Annotated in this window: 15 protein-coding genes and 7 tRNA genes; 19 read left to right on the forward strand and 3 right to left on the reverse strand. The window is 39.3% G+C overall.

Features of this window, described 5'->3' with window-relative positions; all coding sequences use genetic code 11:
- The 14 genes from P7D84_RS06080 to ilvA all read left to right on the forward strand — a co-directional run bounded on the left by P7D84_RS06080 (position 1) and on the right by ilvA (position 8,165).
- Positions 1 to 77, forward strand: a tRNA-Tyr gene (locus P7D84_RS06080).
- An 8-nt stretch (positions 78 to 85) separates the two neighbouring features.
- A tRNA-Trp gene (locus tag P7D84_RS06085) sits at positions 86 to 156 on the forward strand.
- 14 nt (positions 157 to 170) lie between these two features.
- Positions 171 to 243: transfer RNA gene (locus P7D84_RS06090), tRNA-His, on the forward strand.
- Between the two features lie 10 nt (positions 244 to 253).
- Positions 254 to 325, forward strand: a tRNA-Gln gene (locus P7D84_RS06095).
- 67 nt (positions 326 to 392) lie between these two features.
- Positions 393 to 463 (forward strand) — tRNA-Cys (locus P7D84_RS06100).
- A 29-nt stretch (positions 464 to 492) separates the two neighbouring features.
- A tRNA-Leu gene (locus P7D84_RS06105) sits at positions 493 to 576 on the forward strand.
- 55 nt (positions 577 to 631) lie between these two features.
- Positions 632 to 704, forward strand: a tRNA-His gene (locus P7D84_RS06110).
- A 281-nt stretch (positions 705 to 985) separates the two neighbouring features.
- Positions 986 to 1,228: a hypothetical protein gene (locus P7D84_RS06115; RefSeq protein WP_311805544.1), complete on the forward strand. Its 243-nt coding sequence runs from the start codon at positions 986 to 988 to the stop codon at positions 1,226 to 1,228.
- 30 nt (positions 1,229 to 1,258) lie between these two features.
- Positions 1,259 to 1,444 (forward strand): N-acetyltransferase, encoded by a 186-nt coding sequence (locus tag P7D84_RS06120; protein ID WP_311805545.1) that lies wholly within the window; start codon positions 1,259 to 1,261, stop codon positions 1,442 to 1,444.
- 528 nt (positions 1,445 to 1,972) lie between these two features.
- Positions 1,973 to 3,655 carry a dihydroxy-acid dehydratase gene (gene ilvD / locus P7D84_RS06125; protein WP_311805547.1) on the forward strand — a complete coding sequence of 561 codons (1,683 nt, stop codon included), beginning with the start codon at positions 1,973 to 1,975 and terminating at the stop codon, positions 3,653 to 3,655.
- 11 nt (positions 3,656 to 3,666) lie between these two features.
- Entirely contained in the window at positions 3,667 to 5,373 is a 1,707-nt protein-coding gene (gene ilvB, locus P7D84_RS06130; RefSeq protein WP_311805548.1) for a biosynthetic-type acetolactate synthase large subunit, read from the forward strand.
- On the forward strand, positions 5,374 to 5,850 hold the full coding sequence (gene ilvN / locus P7D84_RS06135; RefSeq protein WP_311805550.1) for an acetolactate synthase small subunit: 477 nt from the start codon (positions 5,374 to 5,376) through the stop codon (positions 5,848 to 5,850).
- Between the two features lie 48 nt (positions 5,851 to 5,898).
- The gene (gene ilvC, locus P7D84_RS06140; RefSeq protein WP_311805552.1) at positions 5,899 to 6,894 is read left to right on the forward strand and encodes a ketol-acid reductoisomerase; all 996 of its coding nucleotides are present in this window, start codon (positions 5,899 to 5,901) and stop codon (positions 6,892 to 6,894) included.
- A 14-nt stretch (positions 6,895 to 6,908) separates the two neighbouring features.
- A complete protein-coding gene (gene ilvA / locus P7D84_RS06145) occupies positions 6,909 to 8,165 on the forward strand; it encodes a threonine ammonia-lyase IlvA (protein WP_311805554.1) in 1,257 nt (418 codons plus the stop codon).
- 39 nt (positions 8,166 to 8,204) lie between these two features.
- Here the strand turns inward: ilvA and P7D84_RS06150 are convergent, their stop codons facing one another.
- Complete coding sequence (locus P7D84_RS06150; protein ID WP_311805556.1) at positions 8,205 to 8,459, reverse strand: hypothetical protein; 255 nt, start codon at positions 8,457 to 8,459, stop codon at positions 8,205 to 8,207.
- Positions 8,460 to 8,687: 228 nt separating this feature from the next.
- Here P7D84_RS06150 and tuf point away from each other — a divergent pair, with 228 nt between their 5' ends.
- Positions 8,688 to 9,875, forward strand: coding sequence for an elongation factor Tu (tuf, locus tag P7D84_RS06155; protein ID WP_311805557.1), 1,188 nt, complete (start codon positions 8,688 to 8,690; stop codon positions 9,873 to 9,875).
- 101 nt (positions 9,876 to 9,976) lie between these two features.
- Here tuf and P7D84_RS06160 read toward each other — a convergent pair whose 3' ends face one another.
- Positions 9,977 to 10,714, reverse strand: a complete 738-nt coding sequence (locus tag P7D84_RS06160) for an amino acid ABC transporter ATP-binding protein (RefSeq protein WP_137603408.1) — start codon at positions 10,712 to 10,714, stop codon at positions 9,977 to 9,979.
- Position 10,715: 1 nt separating this feature from the next.
- A complete protein-coding gene (locus P7D84_RS06165; RefSeq protein WP_311805558.1) occupies positions 10,716 to 12,875 on the reverse strand; it encodes an amino acid ABC transporter substrate-binding protein/permease in 2,160 nt (719 codons plus the stop codon).
- A gap of 243 nt (positions 12,876 to 13,118) precedes the next feature.
- Between P7D84_RS06165 and uvrB the strand changes: the two genes are divergently transcribed.
- The 4 genes from uvrB to P7D84_RS06185 all read left to right on the forward strand — a co-directional run bounded on the left by uvrB (position 13,119) and on the right by P7D84_RS06185 (position 20,037).
- Entirely contained in the window at positions 13,119 to 15,110 is a 1,992-nt protein-coding gene (gene uvrB, locus P7D84_RS06170; protein ID WP_137603406.1) for an excinuclease ABC subunit UvrB, read from the forward strand.
- A 36-nt stretch (positions 15,111 to 15,146) separates the two neighbouring features.
- Entirely contained in the window at positions 15,147 to 17,969 is a 2,823-nt protein-coding gene (uvrA, locus tag P7D84_RS06175; protein ID WP_311805560.1) for an excinuclease ABC subunit UvrA, read from the forward strand.
- Positions 17,970 to 18,070: 101 nt separating this feature from the next.
- The gene (locus P7D84_RS06180) at positions 18,071 to 19,321 is read left to right on the forward strand and encodes a carboxylate--amine ligase (RefSeq protein WP_137603404.1); all 1,251 of its coding nucleotides are present in this window, start codon (positions 18,071 to 18,073) and stop codon (positions 19,319 to 19,321) included.
- 2 nt (positions 19,322 to 19,323) lie between these two features.
- Entirely contained in the window at positions 19,324 to 20,037 is a 714-nt protein-coding gene (locus tag P7D84_RS06185) for an amino acid racemase (protein WP_311805562.1), read from the forward strand.
- The last annotated feature ends 248 nt before the right edge of the window (positions 20,038 to 20,285 follow it).

The raw sequence follows: 20,285 nt of genomic DNA on the forward strand, positions 1-20,285 counted from the left end.
GAGTAGCGAAGTGGCTAAACGCGACGGACTGTAAATCCGTTCCTTAGGGTTCAGTGGTTCGAATCCACTCTCCTCCATTCGTTTCAGGGGCATAGTTTAAAGGTAGAACAGCGGTCTCCAAAACCGTTAGTGTGGGTTCAATTCCTGCTGCCCCTGTTTTTATTAATATGGCGATCGTGGCGAAGTGGTTAACGCACCGGATTGTGGCTCCGGCACTCGTGGGTTCGATTCCCATCGTTCGCCCTTGTATCATTGGGGTATAGCCAAGCGGTAAGGCAAGGGACTTTGACTCCCTCATGCGTTGGTTCGAATCCAGCTACCCCAGTTTTTTTCAGAAACTATCAAGAAAATTTCTTGTGAAACTTGTTTTGAAAAGAAAAAAATAGTATAATGGCGGTATAGCCAAGTGGTAAGGCAGAGGTCTGCAAAACCTTCATCACCGGTTCAAATCCGGTTACCGCCTTAGTACTAAAAAATATTTATTATTGATATGCCGGCGTGGCGGAATTGGCAGACGCGCTGGACTCAAAATCCAGTGCCCTCACGGGCGTGCCGGTTCGACCCCGGCCGCCGGTATAAACTAAGATGTCTATTCATCTTGGTTTTTTCTTTGGAATTAAATAGTAACATGGCGATCGTGGCGAAGTGGTTAACGCACCGGATTGTGGCTCCGGCACTCGTGGGTTCGATTCCCACCGTTCGCCCTAAAAAGACTAGACAAATTTGTCTAGTCTTTTTTATTATTGAGCATGGAGTCCTGCTGAGGTCGCAAAAGCGTCCAAAATCATTACCGCCCGTTTAACGGGTAGTAATGATTTCCCAAAAAATTAGACTACTATTTTAGTCTTTCATCAATCAACTGATCTTGTGTTCATAAATATAGATTTTATTTTAGCTTTTCTATACAATGGGAGTATTGAAAATAATGCGATACAAACGTAAATAAGGCGCAACAATAAATATTTATCGACAAAGGAGAAGCTTTATGGATATTTATCGTGGGGATACACTAGCTGATGATTGTCGCAAGAATCTAGGAAAGATTTTTGCGGAAGGATTTACTCAATGGTTGGGTTATTTTTCAAAAAAACCAGTGGTTATCGCAAAAGCATTTGAACATTCTTTTCAGCTGGATCAATTTTTTGTTGCGATTGTGGATAAAAAAATTGCTGGTTTTGTTGCTTGTACTGATTGTCATAAGAAAAGTTTGATCTTTAGTAAAAGATAAGCTAAAAAACATTTTGGTTGGTTAAGGGGAATGATCGCTTTCAAGGTGCTTAAAAAAGAATTTGAGACTCTTTTTGAAAATCCACCAAGTAATACTGGTTCGATTGAGTTTGTTGGGGTTGCTTCTGAATTTAGAAAACAAGGCGTTGCATCTAATATAATTGAGCATACCCTTTACGAGAATTATGTTATTGAAGGGATGGCAGAACTAACGTAGCAGCTATGTCGTTATATCGTAAGCTGGTTTTTTCTGAGACTAAGCGTAAATATCTCTCACCAAGACAAGCAGAGAAATTAAAAATCAATGTATTTGTTTCTTTTCAACTAAATAAGAGTGCAGAGAACCAATAGTTTAATTATTTTAGCTGAGCCCGACAGTTTCTGTCGAGCTTTTTTTGATTTGTTAGTACTTAACTTGAATACGTTTACGAATTTTTTCTAGTGAAAAGGGTAAAAAACTTATTTAGAAAATATTCTGAAAATTCATTGACTTTTAATCTTATGGATTGTATAGTATAAAAAATGATTAAAAAAACATTAGAAAAATGAGGAGACGATGACTATGTGTAAAGAAAAATTCAATAATCTTGATGGTATCGTCTTATTAATTATTATGTGCAGGGCTTAGAACGCGGGAGAGTAACAACCGTTAGTTTGAGTCCTGTTTGTGTTAAAAATGGGATTCTTGCAAGAGCATCCCATTTTACGATGGGAAGCTCTTTTTTTGGAAATAGGAGATGTAAATATGAGAAGTGATCAAATAAAAAAAGGTATCGATGCGGCACCTGCTAGAAGTTTACTATATGCGACTGGCCAAGTAAAAAATAGACATGATATGGATAAACCCTTTATTGCGATTTGTAATTCATATATCGACATTGTTCCAGGCCATGTTCATCTGCGGGAACTAGCAAATGTCGCGAAGGAAGCGATTCGTGAGGCTGGAGGGATTCCCTTTGAATTCAATACGATCGGTGTGGATGATGGCATCGCGATGGGACATATCGGTATGCGTTATTCTTTACCTAGTCGTGAGTTGATTGCTGACTCGGCAGAAACAGTAATCAATGCTCACTGGTTCGATGGTGTATTGTATATTCCCAATTGTGACAAGATTACACCAGGCATGATCATGGCAGCTGTACGAACCAATGTCCCATCGATTTTTTGTTCAGGTGGTCCTATGAAAGCTGGAATCGATCCACGGGGACATCAGATTACACTTTCTTCAATGTTTGAAGCAGTTGGAGCTTTTAAAGAAGGGCAAATGACGAAAGAAAATTTTCAATTCATGGAACAAAATGCGTGTCCAACTTGCGGCTCTTGTGCAGGAATGTTTACTGCAAATTCGATGAATTGTTTGTTGGAAATGCTTGGGATGGCATTACCTGGAAATGGGACCATTTTAGCTGTTTCAGATGAACGACGTGATTTGGTTCGAAAATCAGCGAAACATCTGATGGAAATTGTGAAAAAACAAATCAAACCAAGAGATATCATAACCAAAGAAGCAATTGACGATGCGTTTGCCTTGGACATGGCAATGGGAGGTTCAACCAATACGGTACTCCATACTTTAGCAATTGCTAATGAAGCAGAGATCGATTACGATCAGTCAGATATTAATGAGATTGCTAAAAGAGTCCCTTACCTTTCTAAACTTGCTCCATCTTCTAGCTACTCCATGCACGATGTACATGAAGCTGGTGGGATCTCGGCAATCATTCATGAGTTAGTCTCGATTGAGGGAGCGATTCATCCAGATCGTATGACCGTAACGGGAAAAACATTACGAGAAAATGTCGCTTCTGCAAAAATCATGAACGAAGAAGTGATTCATCCGAAAAGCAATCCTTACAGCCCAGTTGGTGGTCTTTCGATCTTATACGGAAATATTGCACCAAAAGGTTGTGTAATCAAAGTCGGAGGCGTAGATTCTAGTATCAAAACCTTTACAGGAAAAGCTATTTGCTTCAGCTCTCATGATGAGGCGGTCGAGGCAATTGATAATCATACAGTCAAAAAAGGTCATGTCGTTGTGATTCGCTACGAAGGACCAAAAGGCGGTCCAGGCATGCCTGAAATGTTAGCTCCAACTTCAAGTATTGTAGGACGTGGTTTAGGTAAAGAGGTTGCATTAATTACTGATGGACGTTTCTCTGGAGCGACATGGGGAATTGCAGTTGGCCATATCTCACCAGAAGCAGCGGCTGACGGACCGATTGCATTGGTTCAAGATGGTGATGAGATCACAATCGATTTAACGAATCGAACTTTGAACGTTGCAGTAGCTGATGAAGAATTAACGAAACGGCAAGAAAAATTAGAAAAATTTCAACCAAAAGTTAAAAAAGGCTGGTTGGCACGCTATTCAGCGATGGTAACCTCGGCACACACCGGGGGAATCATGAAATTGCCTGAGGAATAGGAGGAATGAGGATGGAAGAAATGAAGCAAAAAGTGGCAGTTGAAGATTTACAAACAGGTGCAGATCTATTAATCAAATGTTTGGAAAATCAAGGAGTTGAATTGATTTTTGGTTATCCTGGCGGAGCTGTCCTACCATTATATGATTCACTTTATGATGAGACTATTCCGAATATTCTTACTCGTCATGAACAAGGCGCAGTTCATGCTGCAGAAGGTTACGCTAAAGCTACTGGAAAACCTGGAGTGGTGATTGTTACTAGTGGACCAGGTGCGACCAATGTGGTCACCGGTATTGCGGATGCGATGATCGATTCTGTCCCGTTAGTAGTTATTTCAGGACAAGTATCACGAGCGGGAATCGGAAAAGATGCGTTTCAAGAAGCAGACATTTTAGGAATCACAGTCCCGATTACTAAAAATAATTATCAGGTTCGAGACATCGAAGAGTTGCCACGAATCGTCAATGAAGCCTTTCATATTGCAACAACTGGTAGAAAAGGGCCGGTATTGATCGATTTGCCTAAGGATATCACGACATTGAAAGCTAATCCTAAAATCGACGATGCGGTTCATCTTGAAAGCTACCAACCAACGATAATTCCTTCGGTCTTACAGATTGAGCGGTTAATGAATTTGCTAAAACAAGCGAAAAAACCAATTGTTTTAGCTGGAGCAGGTGTTGTTGCTGCTGATGGTGGAGAAGAGTTGCGTCAGTTTGTTGAAAAATATCAATTGCCAACAGTCAGCACATTGTTAGGTTTAGGTTTACTGCCTCATGATCATCCAAACTTTCTTGGGATGGGTGGCATGCACGGGACCTATGCTGCCAATATGGCACTAATGGAGACAGATCTATTAATCAATATCGGTAGTCGCTTTGATGATCGCTTAGCCTGTTCACCTAAGGATTTTGCTCCCCATGCGAAGGTCGCTCATATCGATATTGATCCAGTAGAGATTGGAAAAATCATTCCAACGGATATTCCAATCGTTGGTGATGCAAAAATTGCTTTGCAGCAAATGCTGTCGATTGAAATTGATGCACCAGATTGTCAACCTTGGCGAGAACTTTGTGAAGAACGCAAACGAAAATACCCGTTAAAATATGAACGGGATGAAAAAATTATTAAACCGCAAGAAGTAGTTGAGATCATTGGACGAATCACAAAAGGCGACTCTTATATCGTAACGGATGTTGGTCAACACCAAATGTGGGCAGCGCAATATTATCCTTTTAAATTTTCTAAGCAATTAATCACAAGTGGTGGGCTTGGAACAATGGGATATGGAATTCCTGCTGGAGTTGGTGTGAAATTTGGTCAACCAGATAAGTCTGTTGTCGTTTTTGTTGGCGATGGAGGATTTGAAATGACCAATCAAGAGTTTGCGATTTTAAATCAAAATAATTTGGATATCAAATTTGTTTTGATGAATAACCAATCACTTGGGATGGTTCGTCAATGGCAAGAAAAATTCTTTAATGAACGACGTTCTCAATCGGTGTTCAATGAACAGCCTGATTTTATGAAAATGGCTGAAGCTTACGGCATCGGTGGTAGAAAAATCACAGATCCTGCTACTTTGGACGAAGAATTGCAAGAAGCATTTGCAACACCGGGACCGATGTTGATTGAAGTTATGATCAGCAAGAGTGAACATGTATTGCCGATGATTCCGGCTGGAATGCCAAATGATCAGATGTTGGGGGTTGATTAAATGAGACGAATGATTACCGCGATGGTTCATGACCAAGCTGGTGTACTGAGTCGAATCACAAGTGTCTTAAATCGACGACAAGTGAATATGGATAGTGTCTCCGTTGGCCGCACAGAGCGAGCGGGTGAGTCGCAAATGACTATTATTATCCAAGCAGATACCTTGGCTGAGGTTGAACAAGTGACCAAGCAGTTAAATAAACAAATTGATGTAGTTAAAGTATCTGATATTACAGATGAGCCGCATCTAGAAAGAGAATTGGCTTTAATCAAAGTCAATGCTCCAGCAGCAACGCGATCTGAGATTCAAGCAATGATTGATCCATTCCGCGCAGATGTTGTAGATGTAGGATTAAAAACGATTGTTGTACAAGTTGCTGGTTCAACTGAAAAAGTCAACGCTTGTATCGATGTCTTGAGGCCTTATGGTATCAAGCAATTGGCACGAACCGGGGTAACCGGATTTAATAGGGGTTAATAAGCAGAAATGCTTTTAATATAGTTTAAAAAAATGGAGGAAAAAATTATGGTTAAAGTTTATTATGATAACGCAGTAGAAAAGGATGCTTTAGAAGGAAAAACAATCGCCGTGGTAGGTTACGGTTCTCAAGGACATGCTCATGCACAAAACCTTAGAGATACAGGCCACCAAGTCGTAATCGGTATCCGTGAAGGAAAATCAGCTGAAGCTGCCCGTAACGATGGATTTGATGTATTTTCTGTAAGTGAAGCAACTAAAAAAGCCGAAGTAGTCATGATTTTAGCTCCAGATGAAATCCAAGGAACTTTATATGAAAAAGAAATCGCGCCAAACTTGGCAGAAGGCGATGCAGTAGCCTTTGCACATGGTTTCAATATTCATTTTGATGTAATCAAACCACCTAAAAATGTGGATGTCTTCTTAGTTGCTCCTAAAGGTCCAGGTCACTTAGTTCGTCGTACCTTTACTGAAGGATTTGCTGTACCTGCATTATATGCAGTCCATCAAGATGCAACAGGAACCGCTCGAGATTTAGCTTTATCTTATGCTAAAGGAATCGGTGCTACTCGAGTAGGAGTTTTGGAAACAAGCTTTAAAGAAGAAACAGAGACGGATTTATTTGGTGAACAAGCTGTCCTTTGTGGTGGTTTGACAAGTATGATCGAAGCAGGGTTTGAAACATTAGTTGAAGCTGGCTACCAACCAGAATTGGCTTATTTTGAAGTCTGTCATGAAATGAAATTGATCGTTGATTTGATCTATGAAGGTGGTTTCGCAAAAATGCGCAACTCAATCTCTAATACTGCTGAATATGGTGACTATGTTTCAGGTCCACGTGTTATTACTGAACAAGCTAAAGTAGGAATGAAAGAAGTTCTAACAGATATCCAAAACGGAAAATTTGCCAAAGGTTTTGTTGAAGATAACGCAAATGGCTTCCCAGAATTCAAGAAAATGCGAGCAGAAAGTGCGGGTCATCAAATTGAAGCAGTTGGTAGTGAATTAAGAAAAATGATGCCATTTGTAAGCCGCGAAGACTAACGGGAGGTATAGCGATGGGATTAATCAAAGATACCGAGGTTCGAAGTGCTTATCAGTTGCTAAAGAACTCTGTGAACCATACACCATTACAATATGATCGTTTTTTATCTGAAAAATACCAAGCGACCGTTTTGTTGAAACGGGAAGATTTACAAAAAGTTCGCTCATTTAAATTACGTGGGGCGTACTATGCAATCAAAAAATTGCCAGAATCTGAGTTGAAAAAAGGTGTAGTATGTGCAAGTGCAGGAAATCATGCACAAGGAGTTGCCTATACTTGTCAGGAATTAAAGACAAAAGCGGCCATCTTCATGCCAACAACTACACCGCAACAAAAAGTTTCACAAGTCCAATTCTTTGGTGGGGAATTTGCCGATATTCATTTAGTCGGTGATACTTTTGATGCTTCTGCTGCTGCCGCAAGAAAATACTGTGAAGAAAATGGCATGACTTTTATTGATCCTTTTAATGACCGCGACATCATCGCCGGTCAAGGAACATTAGCTCTAGAAATGATGACCGATGCTGAAAGCGAAGGGTACAAACCTGATTATGTCATTACAGCAATTGGTGGTGGTGGATTGATCAGCGGTGTCTCTGCTTATGTAAAAAATACCTCACCAGATACAAAAGTGATTGGTGTTGAACCAAAAGGGGCAGCGTCAATGCAAGCGGCGTTTGAAAAAGAACAGCCAGTGACTTTAACAGAGATCGATAAATTCGTTGATGGTGCTGCTGTTCAACGTGTTGGTGATATTACTTACTTGCATAGCAAAGAATACGTTGATGAGCTTATGTCGGTAGATGAAGGATTGATTTGTTCAACTATTTTAGAACTATATGGTAAACAAGCAATCGTTGTAGAACCAGCTGGAGCATTGAGTGTGGCTGCTTTGGATCTTATGAAAGAGAAAATCAAAGGAAAAACCGTAATTTGTGTTATCAGCGGTGGGAATAATGATATTAATCGGATGGCTGAGATTGAAGAACGTTCACTGATTTATGAAGGATTGAAACATTATTTCGTTGTGAATTTCCCACAAAGACCGGGTGCATTAAAAGAATTTGTCTCTGAAATCTTAGGCGAAGATGATGATATCACTCGTTTTGAGTACACTAAAAAGAGCAATCGGGGAACAGGTCCAGTTGTGATTGGAGTGCTTTTAAAAGAGCCGAAGACATTGCCTAATCTTCTAAAACGATTGAAAAAATTTGATTCTAATTATATTGAGTTAAGTCAAAATAAAACTCTCTATGATTTATTGGTTTAAAAAAAAGCGATGACAGTTAGCTGTCATCGCTTTTTTTAATTAGTAGGGGACGACCACAATCCAGTCAGGATAGTGGTCAACTTGAACCTCTTTTAATCTCAAATCGGGATGAGTAATAATCGTAGAAAGGCTGTCATGATTTTCTTGAAAATAGGCACGGATCTGTTGATCTGACCATTGTCTTGCTGGAAAATGCTGAAAGGTCTTACCGTTATACATGAAAACAAAGCCCACACTCCAAGCTTGTTTTAAGTTTTCTGGGAACTGCTGGATCTTTTCTACAAAGGTACGCATGTGATCAACTCCTAGTTAAAATGTTTAGCCAAACAGTATCTCTATTATTACGTAACTATCAGTATCCGTCCAGTAGGAGACAAATTATTTGGAGTTTGACCAATTCTGATGTATTATGATTTCGGATAGTTACTTACAAAAAGTAAAAGTGTAAATCTTTTTCATTTAGCTAAAAATGTTTTACACTGTATCCGTAAGAATTTTTATATTTTAGGAGGTTTGTTTATTATGGCAAAAGAACATTACGATAGAAGTAAACCACACGTTAATATTGGAACGATTGGTCACGTCGACCACGGAAAAACAACATTAACGGCAGCAATCACAACGGTATTAGGTAAAAAAGGTCTGGCAAACCCTCAAGACTATGCCAGTATCGATGCTGCACCGGAAGAACGTGAACGCGGGATTACTATCAATACTGCTCACGTAGAATATGAAACAGAAAAACGCCATTATGCCCATATTGATGCTCCAGGACACGCGGACTATGTAAAAAACATGATCACCGGTGCTGCACAAATGGACGGTGCGATCTTAGTTGTATCTGCTACAGATGGTCCAATGCCTCAAACACGTGAACATATTTTGTTATCACGTCAAGTTGGTGTGAAACATTTGATCGTCTTTTTAAACAAAGTTGATTTAGTCGACGATGAAGAATTGATTGATTTAGTTGAGATGGAAGTTCGGGAATTACTTTCTGAATATGGGTTCCCAGGTGATGACATCCCAGTTCTTAAAGGTTCAGCTTTAAAAGCACTAGAAGGTGATCCTGAACAAGAACAAGTAATTCTTGATTTGATGGATACAGTTGATGAATATATCCCAACACCTGAACGTGATACAGATAAACCATTCTTATTACCAGTAGAAGATGTTTTCTCAATTACAGGACGTGGGACTGTAGCTTCTGGTCGAATCGACCGTGGGGAAGTAAAAGTCGGTGATGAAATTGAGATTATTGGGATTAAACCCGAGATCCAAAAAGCTGTTGTAACTGGCCTTGAAATGTTCCGTAAGACTTTGGATTATGGTGAAGCTGGCGATAATGTTGGTGTCTTATTACGTGGGATCACCCGTGATGAAATCGAACGTGGTCAAGTTCTTGCTAAACCAGGTTCAATCACACCTCATATGAAATTTAAAGCCGAAGTTTATGTATTAACAAAAGAAGAAGGCGGACGTCATACGCCATTCTTTAACAATTATCGCCCACAATTCTATTTCCGTACAACTGATGTTACTGGGAATATCGTATTACCAGAAGGGACTGAAATGGTCATGCCTGGTGATAATGTAACGATTGATGTTGAATTAATCCATCCAATCGCTGTAGAAAAGGGAACGACTTTCTCTATTCGTGAAGGCGGACGTACCGTTGGTTCAGGTATGGTAACGGAAATCGAAGCATAGTTTTGAATAAAGAGTATCACATACAATTGTGGTGCTCTTTTTTGTTTACAAAATAAATTGTGAAAAAAACCGTGAAATCTAAAATGATTTCACGGTTTTTTTTAAATATTCAAAACTTTATTCAAGAAATCTTGTGTTCTTGGATTATGAGGATTATTGAAGACTTGCTCAGGTGTTCCATCTTCTAAAATTTTCCCGCCGTCAGTAAAGATTACACGGTCGGCCACTTCTTTAGCAAAACCCATTTCATGAGTGACGATCACCATCGTCATGCCTTGTAAGGCTAAGTCCTTCATAACTTTTAAAACATCTCCGACCATTTCAGGGTCAAGAGCGGAAGTCGGTTCGTCAAACAACATGATGTCAGGATTCATTGCTAACGCACGGGCAATCGCAACCCGCTGTTTTTGACCACCGGACAAGCTGTCAGGATAGACATCTTTTTTCTCAGCTAATCCTACTTGGGTAAGTAACTCAATCCCACGTTTTTCGGCAGCATCTTTTTTCTCGCTCTTTAAATCTAATGGAGCCAGAGTGATGTTTTCCAAGACAGTCAAGTGAGGGAACAAGTTAAAGTGTTGGAAAACCATTCCAATGTGTTGACGTACTAAGTTGATATTCGTATGTTTATCGGTCAGGTCTTGGCCATCAATGATGATTTCTCCTGAAGTCGGTTCTTCCAAATGATTCATGCAACGTAAAAAAGTACTTTTTCCTGAACCAGATGGACCAATGATACAAACTACTTCGCCTTCACTGATGCTGATATTCAAGTCATTTAAAACGGTGTTGTCACCGAATTTTTTTACTAAATGATTTACGACAATTTTTTTATCCATCTTATTTCACCTTCTTATCTAAACGGTTTGCTAACTTGGTCAAGATTGTAATCAAAATCAGATACATGATCGCAATAATCAAATATACATAAGAACTTTGAGTGGTACGAGCGACGATAATTTTTCCTGTTTGAAGTAGTTCTACAACACCGATTGCGGAAATGATGGTCGTATCTTTCAAACTAATAACAAATTGATTGATGAAAGAAGGGATCATAATCTTCACAGCTTGCGGTAAAATAATTTTTTGCATCGTCCGATTATAAGAAAGACCGAGACTTCGTGAAGCTTCCATTTGTCCTACAGGGACTGCGTTGATTCCGCCGCGAACGATTTCAGCGATGTAGGCACTAGCATTCAAGGTCAATGTAATAATCCCAGCAGCAAAATCTGGAATCTTGATTCCGGTAATACCTGGTAAGCCAAAGAAAATGAAGAAGGCCAATACCATCATTGGAATTCCACGAATAATATCGATATAGATTCCGGCTAGAGTGCGTAAGCTGCGGATTGGGGAAACACGGAACAATCCAAAAATAACACCTACCACAAGAGCTAGTCCAAAGGATACCAAGGCTAATACAATCGTCTTCCACAATCCATCTAATAATGATTTATAGTTGTTTTTTAATAAGCCGACGATTGTCGATTCATCCACTGTGTTTTGTTTTTTTTCACTACCAGAACCGATATAGCGATCGATGATTTTATCGTATTCGCCTGTCTGTTTTAGTTCTTTCAATCCTTCAGTAAACATCGCACTAAGTTCAGGATTTTGCCCTTTTTTCACTGCAAAACCATACTCGCCGCCAACTTCACGTTTAATCGGTGTTTTTAACTCTTGTCCTTGTTTCACAGCATATCCGATAACAGGGTAGTCATCCATCATCGCATCGATTGAACCAACTTTTAATGCATCATATAGTTGATCTGCTGCATCGAAGCTTTTGATTGTATAGCCATATTCTTTTTTGTGAGCTTCTAAGAAATCAGCACTTTCAGTTCCGACTTTGGCGCCAACTGTTTTGCCTTTTAAGTCTTTGTAATGTTTAATATCCTTGTTGTCCTTAGCCACCGCTAATTGGATGCCGCTTTGGAAATAAGGATCAGAAAAATCATAATTAGCTTTTCGTTCATCAGTGATTGTCATACCGGCAATCATTCCATCTGCTTGTCCAGATTCTAATGCTTGCATCGCAGAAGAGAAACCAATGAATTTAAATTCGATGTTAAATCCTTGTAATTCAGCAATTCGTTTTAACAGATCCACATCGATTCCTTTGTATTCACCGTCGCTATCTTTGTATTCAAAAGGGGCAAAAGCTGAATCGCTGGCAACGACATAGGCATCCTTTTTAGGTTTGATTTTTTTCATTTCACTAGAAGCAGCAGAACTAGCACCAGTAGAAATATATTCGCTGACGATTTTGTCATAGCGGCCATTTTTCTTTAAATCTTTTAATCCTTGGTTGAATTTTTTCAGCAACTCTTTGTTTTCGCCTTTTTTGACTGCAAAACCATAAGAGCTGCCTTTTTCAGGATCACCGACTAATTTAAACGATTGTCCATTAGTTACAGCATACCCTAAAACGGGATAATCATCAAAAATCGCTTCGACGTTACCATTTGTCAATGCATTATACATAGCGTCGGCGGCTTCGTATTGCTTGATTTCATAACCGTATTTGTCTTTGTTCTTATCTAAGAATGTAGCACTCTCAGTTCCGATTTTTGCGGCAACTGTTTTGCCTTTGAGATCGCGATAATTTTTGATGTTGTTATTATCATTTTTGACAGCCATTTGAATCCCGCTGTCAAAATAAGGTTCAGAAAAGTCAAAAGTTTTTTTTCGTTCGTCTGTGATACTCATACCGGCGATCATACCGTCAAGTTGATCCGATTGCACACCTTGGATTGAACTGTCAAAACCTAATGGGCGTAAATCTACTTTAAAGTTTTGATCCTTAGCTATCTGGTTAAGTAAGTCCACATCGATTCCTATGTAGTCACCATCAGAATTTTGAAATTCAAAAGGCGCAAAAGTCAGATCCGTTCCGATTTTATATGTTTTTTCTGCAGCGTTTGTCTTGCTGGCAAATCCAAGTGTAAAAATACTTGCCATTAAGAAAACGATAAATGGAATTAATTTGGTTTTTCTCATAATAATCCTCCTATATACTTATCATTTATTTATTATAGGTTAGTTTATAACTAAAATACAAGTTAGTTAAGGTTTGGATAGAAAAAAAGTGAAATTTAGTGACATGATATGTTAGCAATTCTAACATGAGTCTTTTTAAGAAGTCTTTATAGTAGGAACAAAAAATAGCGAAAATATGTTCGGTATGCTATAATTTTTAAATGGAAAATCTTTGTTTATTTAATATAAAAAGGGGATGTTTGTGTGATTGAAAGAGTAACAGACACTGCGTTTGACCTTCATTCAAAATATCAGCCTGCTGGCGATCAACCCGAGGCCATTAAGCAACTGACCGAAGGAATCGTCGCTGGAAAAAAAGCACAAATACTTTTAGGCGCTACGGGTACTGGGAAAACTTATACTATTTCTAATGTGATCAAAGAAGTTAATAAACCGACTTTGATCATTGCCCATAACAAGACGTTAGCAGGACAATTATATGGAGAGTTCAAGGAATTCTTTCCTAACAATGCGGTGGAGTATTTTGTCAGCTACTATGATTATTATCAACCCGAGGCCTACGTGCCATCTAGTGATACCTATATTGAAAAAGATTCAAGTATCAATGATGAGATTGATAAACTGCGTCACTCAGCAACCAGTGCATTACTTGAAAGAAACGATGTGATTGTGGTTGCTTCAGTTTCTTGTATTTTTGGGTTAGGTTCACCTAAAGAATATTTAGAACAAGTCGTTTCATTAAGAGTAGGAATGGAAATGGATCGCAATCAGTTGTTGCGAAACTTAATCGACATCCAATTTGAAAGAAATGACATTGATTTTCAACGTGGGCGTTTCCGAGTTCGTGGGGATGTAGTAGAGATCTTTCCTGCATCACGAGATGAACGTGCATTACGTGTTGAGTTTTTTGGAGACGAGATCGAACGGATTCGTGAAGTCGATGCGTTGACTGGAGAGATCACTGGAGAAACAGAACATGTCGCGATTTTTCCGGCCACGCACTTTTTGACTAATGAAGACCATATGGAAGTAGCCATCAGCAACATTCAAAAAGAACTTGCCGATCGCTTAGAAGAATTACGCAATGACAATAAATTGTTGGAAGCCCAACGTTTGGAACAACGCACTAATTATGACATTGAAATGTTGCGTGAGATGGGGTATACGTCTGGTATCGAAAATTACTCGCGGCATATGGACGGCCGTACAGAAGGCGAACCACCTTATACGCTGATTGACTTTTTCCCAGATGACTTTTTATTGGTCGTTGATGAATCTCATGTAACGATGCCTCAAGTTCGCGGAATGTATAATGGCGACCGTGCACGAAAACAAATGTTGGTTGACTATGGTTTTCGTTTACCTTCGGCATTAGATAATCGGCCGTTACGCTTAGAAGAATTCGAAGAGCGGGTAAATCAAGTCGTGTACGTTTCTGCTACACCTGGCCCCTATGAACACGAAAAAACCGATACAGTGGTGGAGCAAATCATTCGTCCGACAGGATTGTTAGATCCAGTTATTGAAGTTCGTCCGATTATGGGACAGATTGATGATCTTGTTGGTGAGATTAATGAACGGGCTGAACGAAATGAACGTGTCTTTGTTACCACCTTGACTAAGAAGATGTCAGAAGATTTGACGGATTACCTCAAAGAATTGGGAATCAAAGTCAAATATTTACACAGTGATATCAAGACGCTGGAGCGGACGGAAATTATTCGTGATCTACGCTTAGGGAAATTTGATGTTCTTATTGGTATCAACTTGTTACGGGAAGGTTTAGATGTACCTGAAGTTTCTTTAGTCGCAATCTTGGATGCAGATAAAGAAGGCTTTTTGCGCAGTGAGCGTTCTCTTGTTCAAACGATCGGTCGAGCAGCGCGGAATTCTGAAGGTAAAGTAATTATGTACGCAGACAAAGTGACAGATTCGATGCAACGAGCAATGGATGAAACGTCACGTCGACGCGGCATCCAGCAACAGTATAATGTAGAACATGGCATAGAGCCAAAAACAATCATCAAAGAGATCCGTGATCTGATTGCTATTAGCAAAGTGGCTGAAGAAAGCGGTACTTATGACACGACTTCGTATGAAGAACTGTCAAAAGCCGAACGGAAAGAATTAATTGCAAAACTTGAAGATGACATGCGCGAGGCTGCTAAGACGCTTGATTTTGAGACGGCAGCAACCTTACGTGATACGATTTTAGAATTAAAAGCAGCAGAATAGAAAAATGAATCGGATGAATCGAAATAGGAGATATAAATGGCGAATGATAAGATTGTAATTCATGGAGCACGTGCTCACAATTTAAAAAATGTAGATGTTACGATCCCTCGTGACAAAATGGTGGTTGTTACTGGATTATCAGGCTCTGGAAAGAGCTCTTTAGCGTTTGATACACTGTATGCAGAAGGTCAGCGGCGCTATGTAGAAAGTTTGTCTGCCTATGCGCGTCAATTTTTAGGACAGATGGATAAACCAGATGTCGATAGTATCGATGGTCTTAGTCCAGCAATTTCAATCGATCAAAAAACCACGAGTAAAAACCCTCGTTCAACAGTGGGTACCGTAACAGAAATCAATGATTATTTGCGCTTGTTGTATGCGCGGGTAGGACATCCTATTTGCCCTAATGATCATATCGAGATTACTTCACAGTCAGTGGAACAGATGGTAGATAAAGTGTTGGCATTACCAGAACGAACAAAGCTTCAAATTTTGGCTCCGGTAATTGCTAAGAAAAAAGGACAGCACAAAAAAGTGTTCGAAATGATTCAACGTGAAGGCTATGTCCGGATGCGGGTCGATGGCGAATTGTATGATGTGACGGAAGCACCGGAATTAAGTAAGAATAAAAAACATGACATTGAGATTATTATTGACCGGATTGTCGTCAAAGAAGGAATCCGCTCACGTTTATTTGATTCTTTTGAAGCAGCTTTACGACTAGCAGAAGGCTATGCAATCGTTGATGTGATTGGTGAAAAAGAAATGCTGTTTAGTGAACATTATGCCTGTCCGTACTGCGGTTTTACAGTCGGTGAACTTGAACCACGCTTATTTTCATTCAATGCGCCATTTGGTGCTTGTCCTGATTGTGATGGTTTAGGGATAAAACTAGAAGTCGACTTAGATTTAGTGATTCCGGACCAAAGCAAAACATTACGTGAAGGAGCGCTGGTTCCGTGGAATCCTATCAGCTCGCAATATTATCCGCAAATGTTGGAACAAGCTTGTTTGAGTTTTGGGATTGACATGGACACGCCCTTTGAAGAATTACCAAAAGAACATCAAGAGATTATTTTGGCTGGTTCAAATGGCGAGAATTTCCATTTTCATTATGAAAATGATTTTGGCGGCGTTCGAGATGTAGAAGTTCCTTTTGAAGGAATTATCAATAACATCAATCGTCGTTATAAAGAAACAAATAGTGATTTTACACGTGATCAAATGCGTTTATATATGACAGAATTAACTTGTCAAACATGTCAAGGGTATCGTTTAAATCCACAAGCATTGTCAGTTCAGATCAACGGGAAAAATATCGGGAAAATCAGTGAAGATTCGATAAATGGCGCGTTAGAATTTTTTGAAAACGTGGCTTTAAGCGAACAAGAAAAAATGATCGCAAAACCCATTTTAAAAGAAATTAATGATCGCTTGAGCTTTTTGCGCAATGTTGGGCTGGATTATTTGACTTTGAGTCGGGCTGCTGGGACTTTATCAGGCGGTGAAGCACAACGAATTCGTTTAGCTACACAAATTGGCTCAAACTTATCTGGTGTTTTGTATATTTTGGACGAACCATCCATTGGTTTGCACCAGCGTGACAATGATCGTTTGATCGAGTCATTGAAAAAAATGCGTGATCTTGGAAACACGTTGATCGTAGTAGAACACGATGAGGATACGATGCGTGCAGCCGATTACTTGATCGATGTTGGTCCGGGCGCTGGGGATCAAGGTGGGCAGATTGTTGCTGCTGGTACGCCTCAAGAAGTAGAGAAAAATCCGAATTCATTAACCGGTCAATATTTATCAGGAAAACGAGAAATAGCAGTGCCAAAAGAACGCCGCAAAGGAAATGGCAAGAAAATCAAGATCACTGGCGCAGCGGAGAATAATTTAAAAAATATCGATGTAGAATTTCCTCTAGGACAGTTTATAGCAGTCACTGGTGTTTCAGGATCTGGTAAATCAACTTTGGTCAATCAAATTTTGAAAAAAGCCTTAGCTCAAAAATTAAACCGCAATTCAAACAAACCAGGAAAATTCAAAAAACTTACTGGGTATAAACACATTGAAAAATTAGTAGATATCGATCAAAGTCCAATTGGTCGTACACCACGAAGCAATCCAGCTACTTATACGAGTGTCTTTGATGATATTCGTGATCTCTTTGCCCAAACGAATGAGGCCAAAATTCGCGGGTATAAAAAAGGGCGGTTCAGTTTCAATGTTAAAGGCGGACGCTGCGAGGCTTGTCGTGGTGACGGAATCATTAAAATTGAAATGCACTTTTTACCTGATGTGTATGTACCGTGTGAAGTTTGTCATGGCAAACGCTACAATTCAGAAACTTTAGAGGTTCACTATAAAGGGAAGAATATTGCAGATATTTTGGAAATGACGGTAGAAGATGCAGTAGAATTTTTCCAACATATTCCTAAGATTCATCGCAAGTTACAAACGATTGTTGATGTTGGATTAGGCTATGTGACGATGGGACAACCAGCGACAACGTTGTCTGGAGGAGAAGCGCAACGGATGAAACTTGCCAGTGAGCTTCACAAAAATTCGAACGGTAAAAATTTCTACATTTTAGATGAACCAACAACTGGACTGCATACAGATGACATCGCCCGTTTATTAAAAGTACTTGAGCGATTTGTTGATGCGGGCAACACAGTTTTAGTGATCGAACATAATCTAGATGTAATCAAATCTGCCGACTATGTAATTGATCTTGGGCCAGAAGGCGGTGACGGCGGAGGCACGATTCTAGCAACGGGTACACCAGAAGAAATCGCCGAAATCTCAGAGAGTTATACGGGGCATTATTTAAAACGTGTGCTGAAAAAATAAATAACTGATAAAGAAAAATGCGAGTAAAGGATTCTCCTTTGCTTGCATTTTTCTTTATGGTATGATTATCAAGGATTTAGAATGAGAAGGTGTAAGAAAATATGAATGAAAAACAAAAATTTGTACCGATTTTATTAGGAAGCGACATCAACGTCTATGGGATGTCTCGCTCTTTTCATGAAGCTTATGGGATTGTCTCTGAGGCTTATGCTGGATTACAATTGGCGCCGACTAAGTACAGCAAGATCGTAAATGTTCACATCGTTCCAGGATTTGATAAAGATCCGGTATTTATTGAACAAATGCGTGAATTAGCAAAAAATACTTACAATGATCCGGCAACAAAATATTTATTGATTGCTTGTGGCGACGGCTATGCAGAATTGGTTTCTCAACACAAAGAAGAACTTTCTAAATGGTTCATCTGTCCGTACATTGATTTTGAGTTGTTGCAACGTTTGATTAGCAAAGTCAGTTTTTATGATATTTGCGAAAAATATGATCTACCATATCCAAACACCTTCATCATTACTGAAGAGATGTTGGAAGCAGGCAAACTGAAACAAGACTTGCCGTTTGATTTTCCAGTAGCGTTAAAACCAGCTAACAGCGTAGAATGGCTGTCAATCGATTTTGAAGGACGGAAAAAAGCGTTTATTTTGGACACGCGTGATGAATTTGATACGATTATTGAACGGATCTATCAAGCAGGCTACACTAGCGAAATGATTGCGCAAGACTTTATTCCCGGAGATGACAGCAATATGCGGGTGTTGAATGCGTATGTCGATCAACATCATCATGTTCGTATGATGTGCCTAGGTCATCCATTATTGGAAGATCCATCACCAGAAGCAATTGGCAACTATGTCGCAATTATGCCAGAATACAATGAAAAAATTTATCAAACAATCAAAAGTTTTTTAGAAAAAATCAACTATACTGGTTTTGCAAATTTCGATATGAAGTATGATCCGCGAGATGGTGAATATAAATTATTTGAAATTAATTTGCGTCAAGGACGCAGTAGTTTCTTTGTTACCTTAAATGGATTTAATTTGGCTCAGTATGTAACCGAAGACCGCGTCTTTGAAAAACCGTTTACTGAAACGGTCTATGGAAAAGCTGAAAAGGCGATGTTATGGATGGGCGTACCAAAGGGTGTCTTTGTAAAATTTGCTCGTGACAATGCTGATAAAAAACAAGCACTAGAATTAATCAAAAAGAATCAATGGGGTACGACAGTCTTTTATAAAAATGACATGTCCTTGATGCGTTGGATCTTGATGAAATATATGTTTAGTAAATACAAAGGACGATTTGATCTATTCTTTAAAGAGAAAGAAGGGTAAGCATGGAAAATTTCTTTAGTATTCTTGGCGGTATGGGGACGATGGCAACTGAAAGTTTTATTCGTATCTTGAACCAGCGAACACAAGCCCATAATGATCAAGAGTATTTGAACTATGTCATGTTTAACCATGCGACTGTTCCTGATCGGACGGCTTATATTTTGGATCATCAAGCAGCAAACCCGCTGCCGTTTTTATTAGATGATATTGAAAAACAAAATTTATTGCGTCCGGATTTTATCGTATTGACTTGCAACACTGCACATTATTTCTTCGAGCAGTTGCAAGCAGCAACGGACATCCCGCTGCTACATATGCCGCGTGAAGCAGTTAATGAAGTAACACAACACCATCAAACAGGCGAAAAGATCGCTGTACTTGCGACTGCTGGGACGATGACGGCTAAAGTTTATCAAAGTGAATTAGAAGCGCGGGGCTTTGAAGTACTCGTTCCTGAAAAAGAACTTCAAGATAAAATCAATCACTTGATCTATCATGATGTAAAAGAACATGATTTCATCAATAGTGAGCTGTATTTAGAAATTTTGTCAGATGTTTTTGAAAAATATGGCTGTCAAAATGCCATTCTAGGTTGCACCGAGCTTTCTTTAGTTCAAGAGTTGACAGATAAAGTTCCTTATCCAGTCATTGATGCTCAATCTATTTTAGCTGACCGCACAATCGAACGTGCATTAAAAAACAGATCTTCCAAGTAGGAGATCTGTTTTTTAATGCCTGAATGATCCTGGGGTATCCTACAATACTAGCTGCATTTGGATCCAATATATTAGAAAAAAGGAAAGAATGATAAATAAGTAGCAAAGACACGCCAGGAGTGTTATAATTTTTTTAGATAGCTAAAGAAGCTAACGCTTGGTTTCTTTAGCCTCTTTTTGTGTAGTTGACAAGAGCATCAAACAAGCGATAACGTTTCTCAAGTGTAATGAAAAGAGCGCACGAAGCG

It is taken from the genome of Enterococcus dongliensis (assembly GCF_031927985.1).
Classification (GTDB): Bacteria; Bacillota; Bacilli; order Lactobacillales; family Enterococcaceae; genus Enterococcus_A; species Enterococcus_A dongliensis.

What these genes read in the sequence shown, in the direction of transcription:
- P7D84_RS06115 (WP_311805544.1), top strand. Translation starts at nt 986, where the DNA reads ATGGATATTTATCGTGGGGATACACTAGCTGATGATTGTCGCAAGAAT.
- P7D84_RS06120 (WP_311805545.1), top strand. Translation starts at nt 1,259, where the DNA reads ATGATCGCTTTCAAGGTGCTTAAAAAAGAATTTGAGACTCTTTTTGAA.
- ilvD (WP_311805547.1), top strand. Translation starts at nt 1,973, where the DNA reads ATGAGAAGTGATCAAATAAAAAAAGGTATCGATGCGGCACCTGCTAGA.
- ilvB (WP_311805548.1), top strand. Translation starts at nt 3,667, where the DNA reads ATGGAAGAAATGAAGCAAAAAGTGGCAGTTGAAGATTTACAAACAGGT.
- ilvN (WP_311805550.1), top strand. Translation starts at nt 5,374, where the DNA reads ATGAGACGAATGATTACCGCGATGGTTCATGACCAAGCTGGTGTACTG.
- ilvC (WP_311805552.1), top strand. Translation starts at nt 5,899, where the DNA reads ATGGTTAAAGTTTATTATGATAACGCAGTAGAAAAGGATGCTTTAGAA.
- ilvA (WP_311805554.1), top strand. Translation starts at nt 6,909, where the DNA reads ATGGGATTAATCAAAGATACCGAGGTTCGAAGTGCTTATCAGTTGCTA.
- P7D84_RS06150 (WP_311805556.1), bottom strand. Translation starts at nt 8,459, where the DNA reads ATGCGTACCTTTGTAGAAAAGATCCAGCAGTTCCCAGAAAACTTAAAA.
- tuf (WP_311805557.1), top strand. Translation starts at nt 8,688, where the DNA reads ATGGCAAAAGAACATTACGATAGAAGTAAACCACACGTTAATATTGGA.
- P7D84_RS06160 (WP_137603408.1), bottom strand. Translation starts at nt 10,714, where the DNA reads ATGGATAAAAAAATTGTCGTAAATCATTTAGTAAAAAAATTCGGTGAC.
- P7D84_RS06165 (WP_311805558.1), bottom strand. Translation starts at nt 12,875, where the DNA reads ATGAGAAAAACCAAATTAATTCCATTTATCGTTTTCTTAATGGCAAGT.
- uvrA (WP_311805560.1), top strand. Translation starts at nt 15,147, where the DNA reads ATGGCGAATGATAAGATTGTAATTCATGGAGCACGTGCTCACAATTTA.
- P7D84_RS06180 (WP_137603404.1), top strand. Translation starts at nt 18,071, where the DNA reads ATGAATGAAAAACAAAAATTTGTACCGATTTTATTAGGAAGCGACATC.
- P7D84_RS06185 (WP_311805562.1), top strand. Translation starts at nt 19,324, where the DNA reads ATGGAAAATTTCTTTAGTATTCTTGGCGGTATGGGGACGATGGCAACT.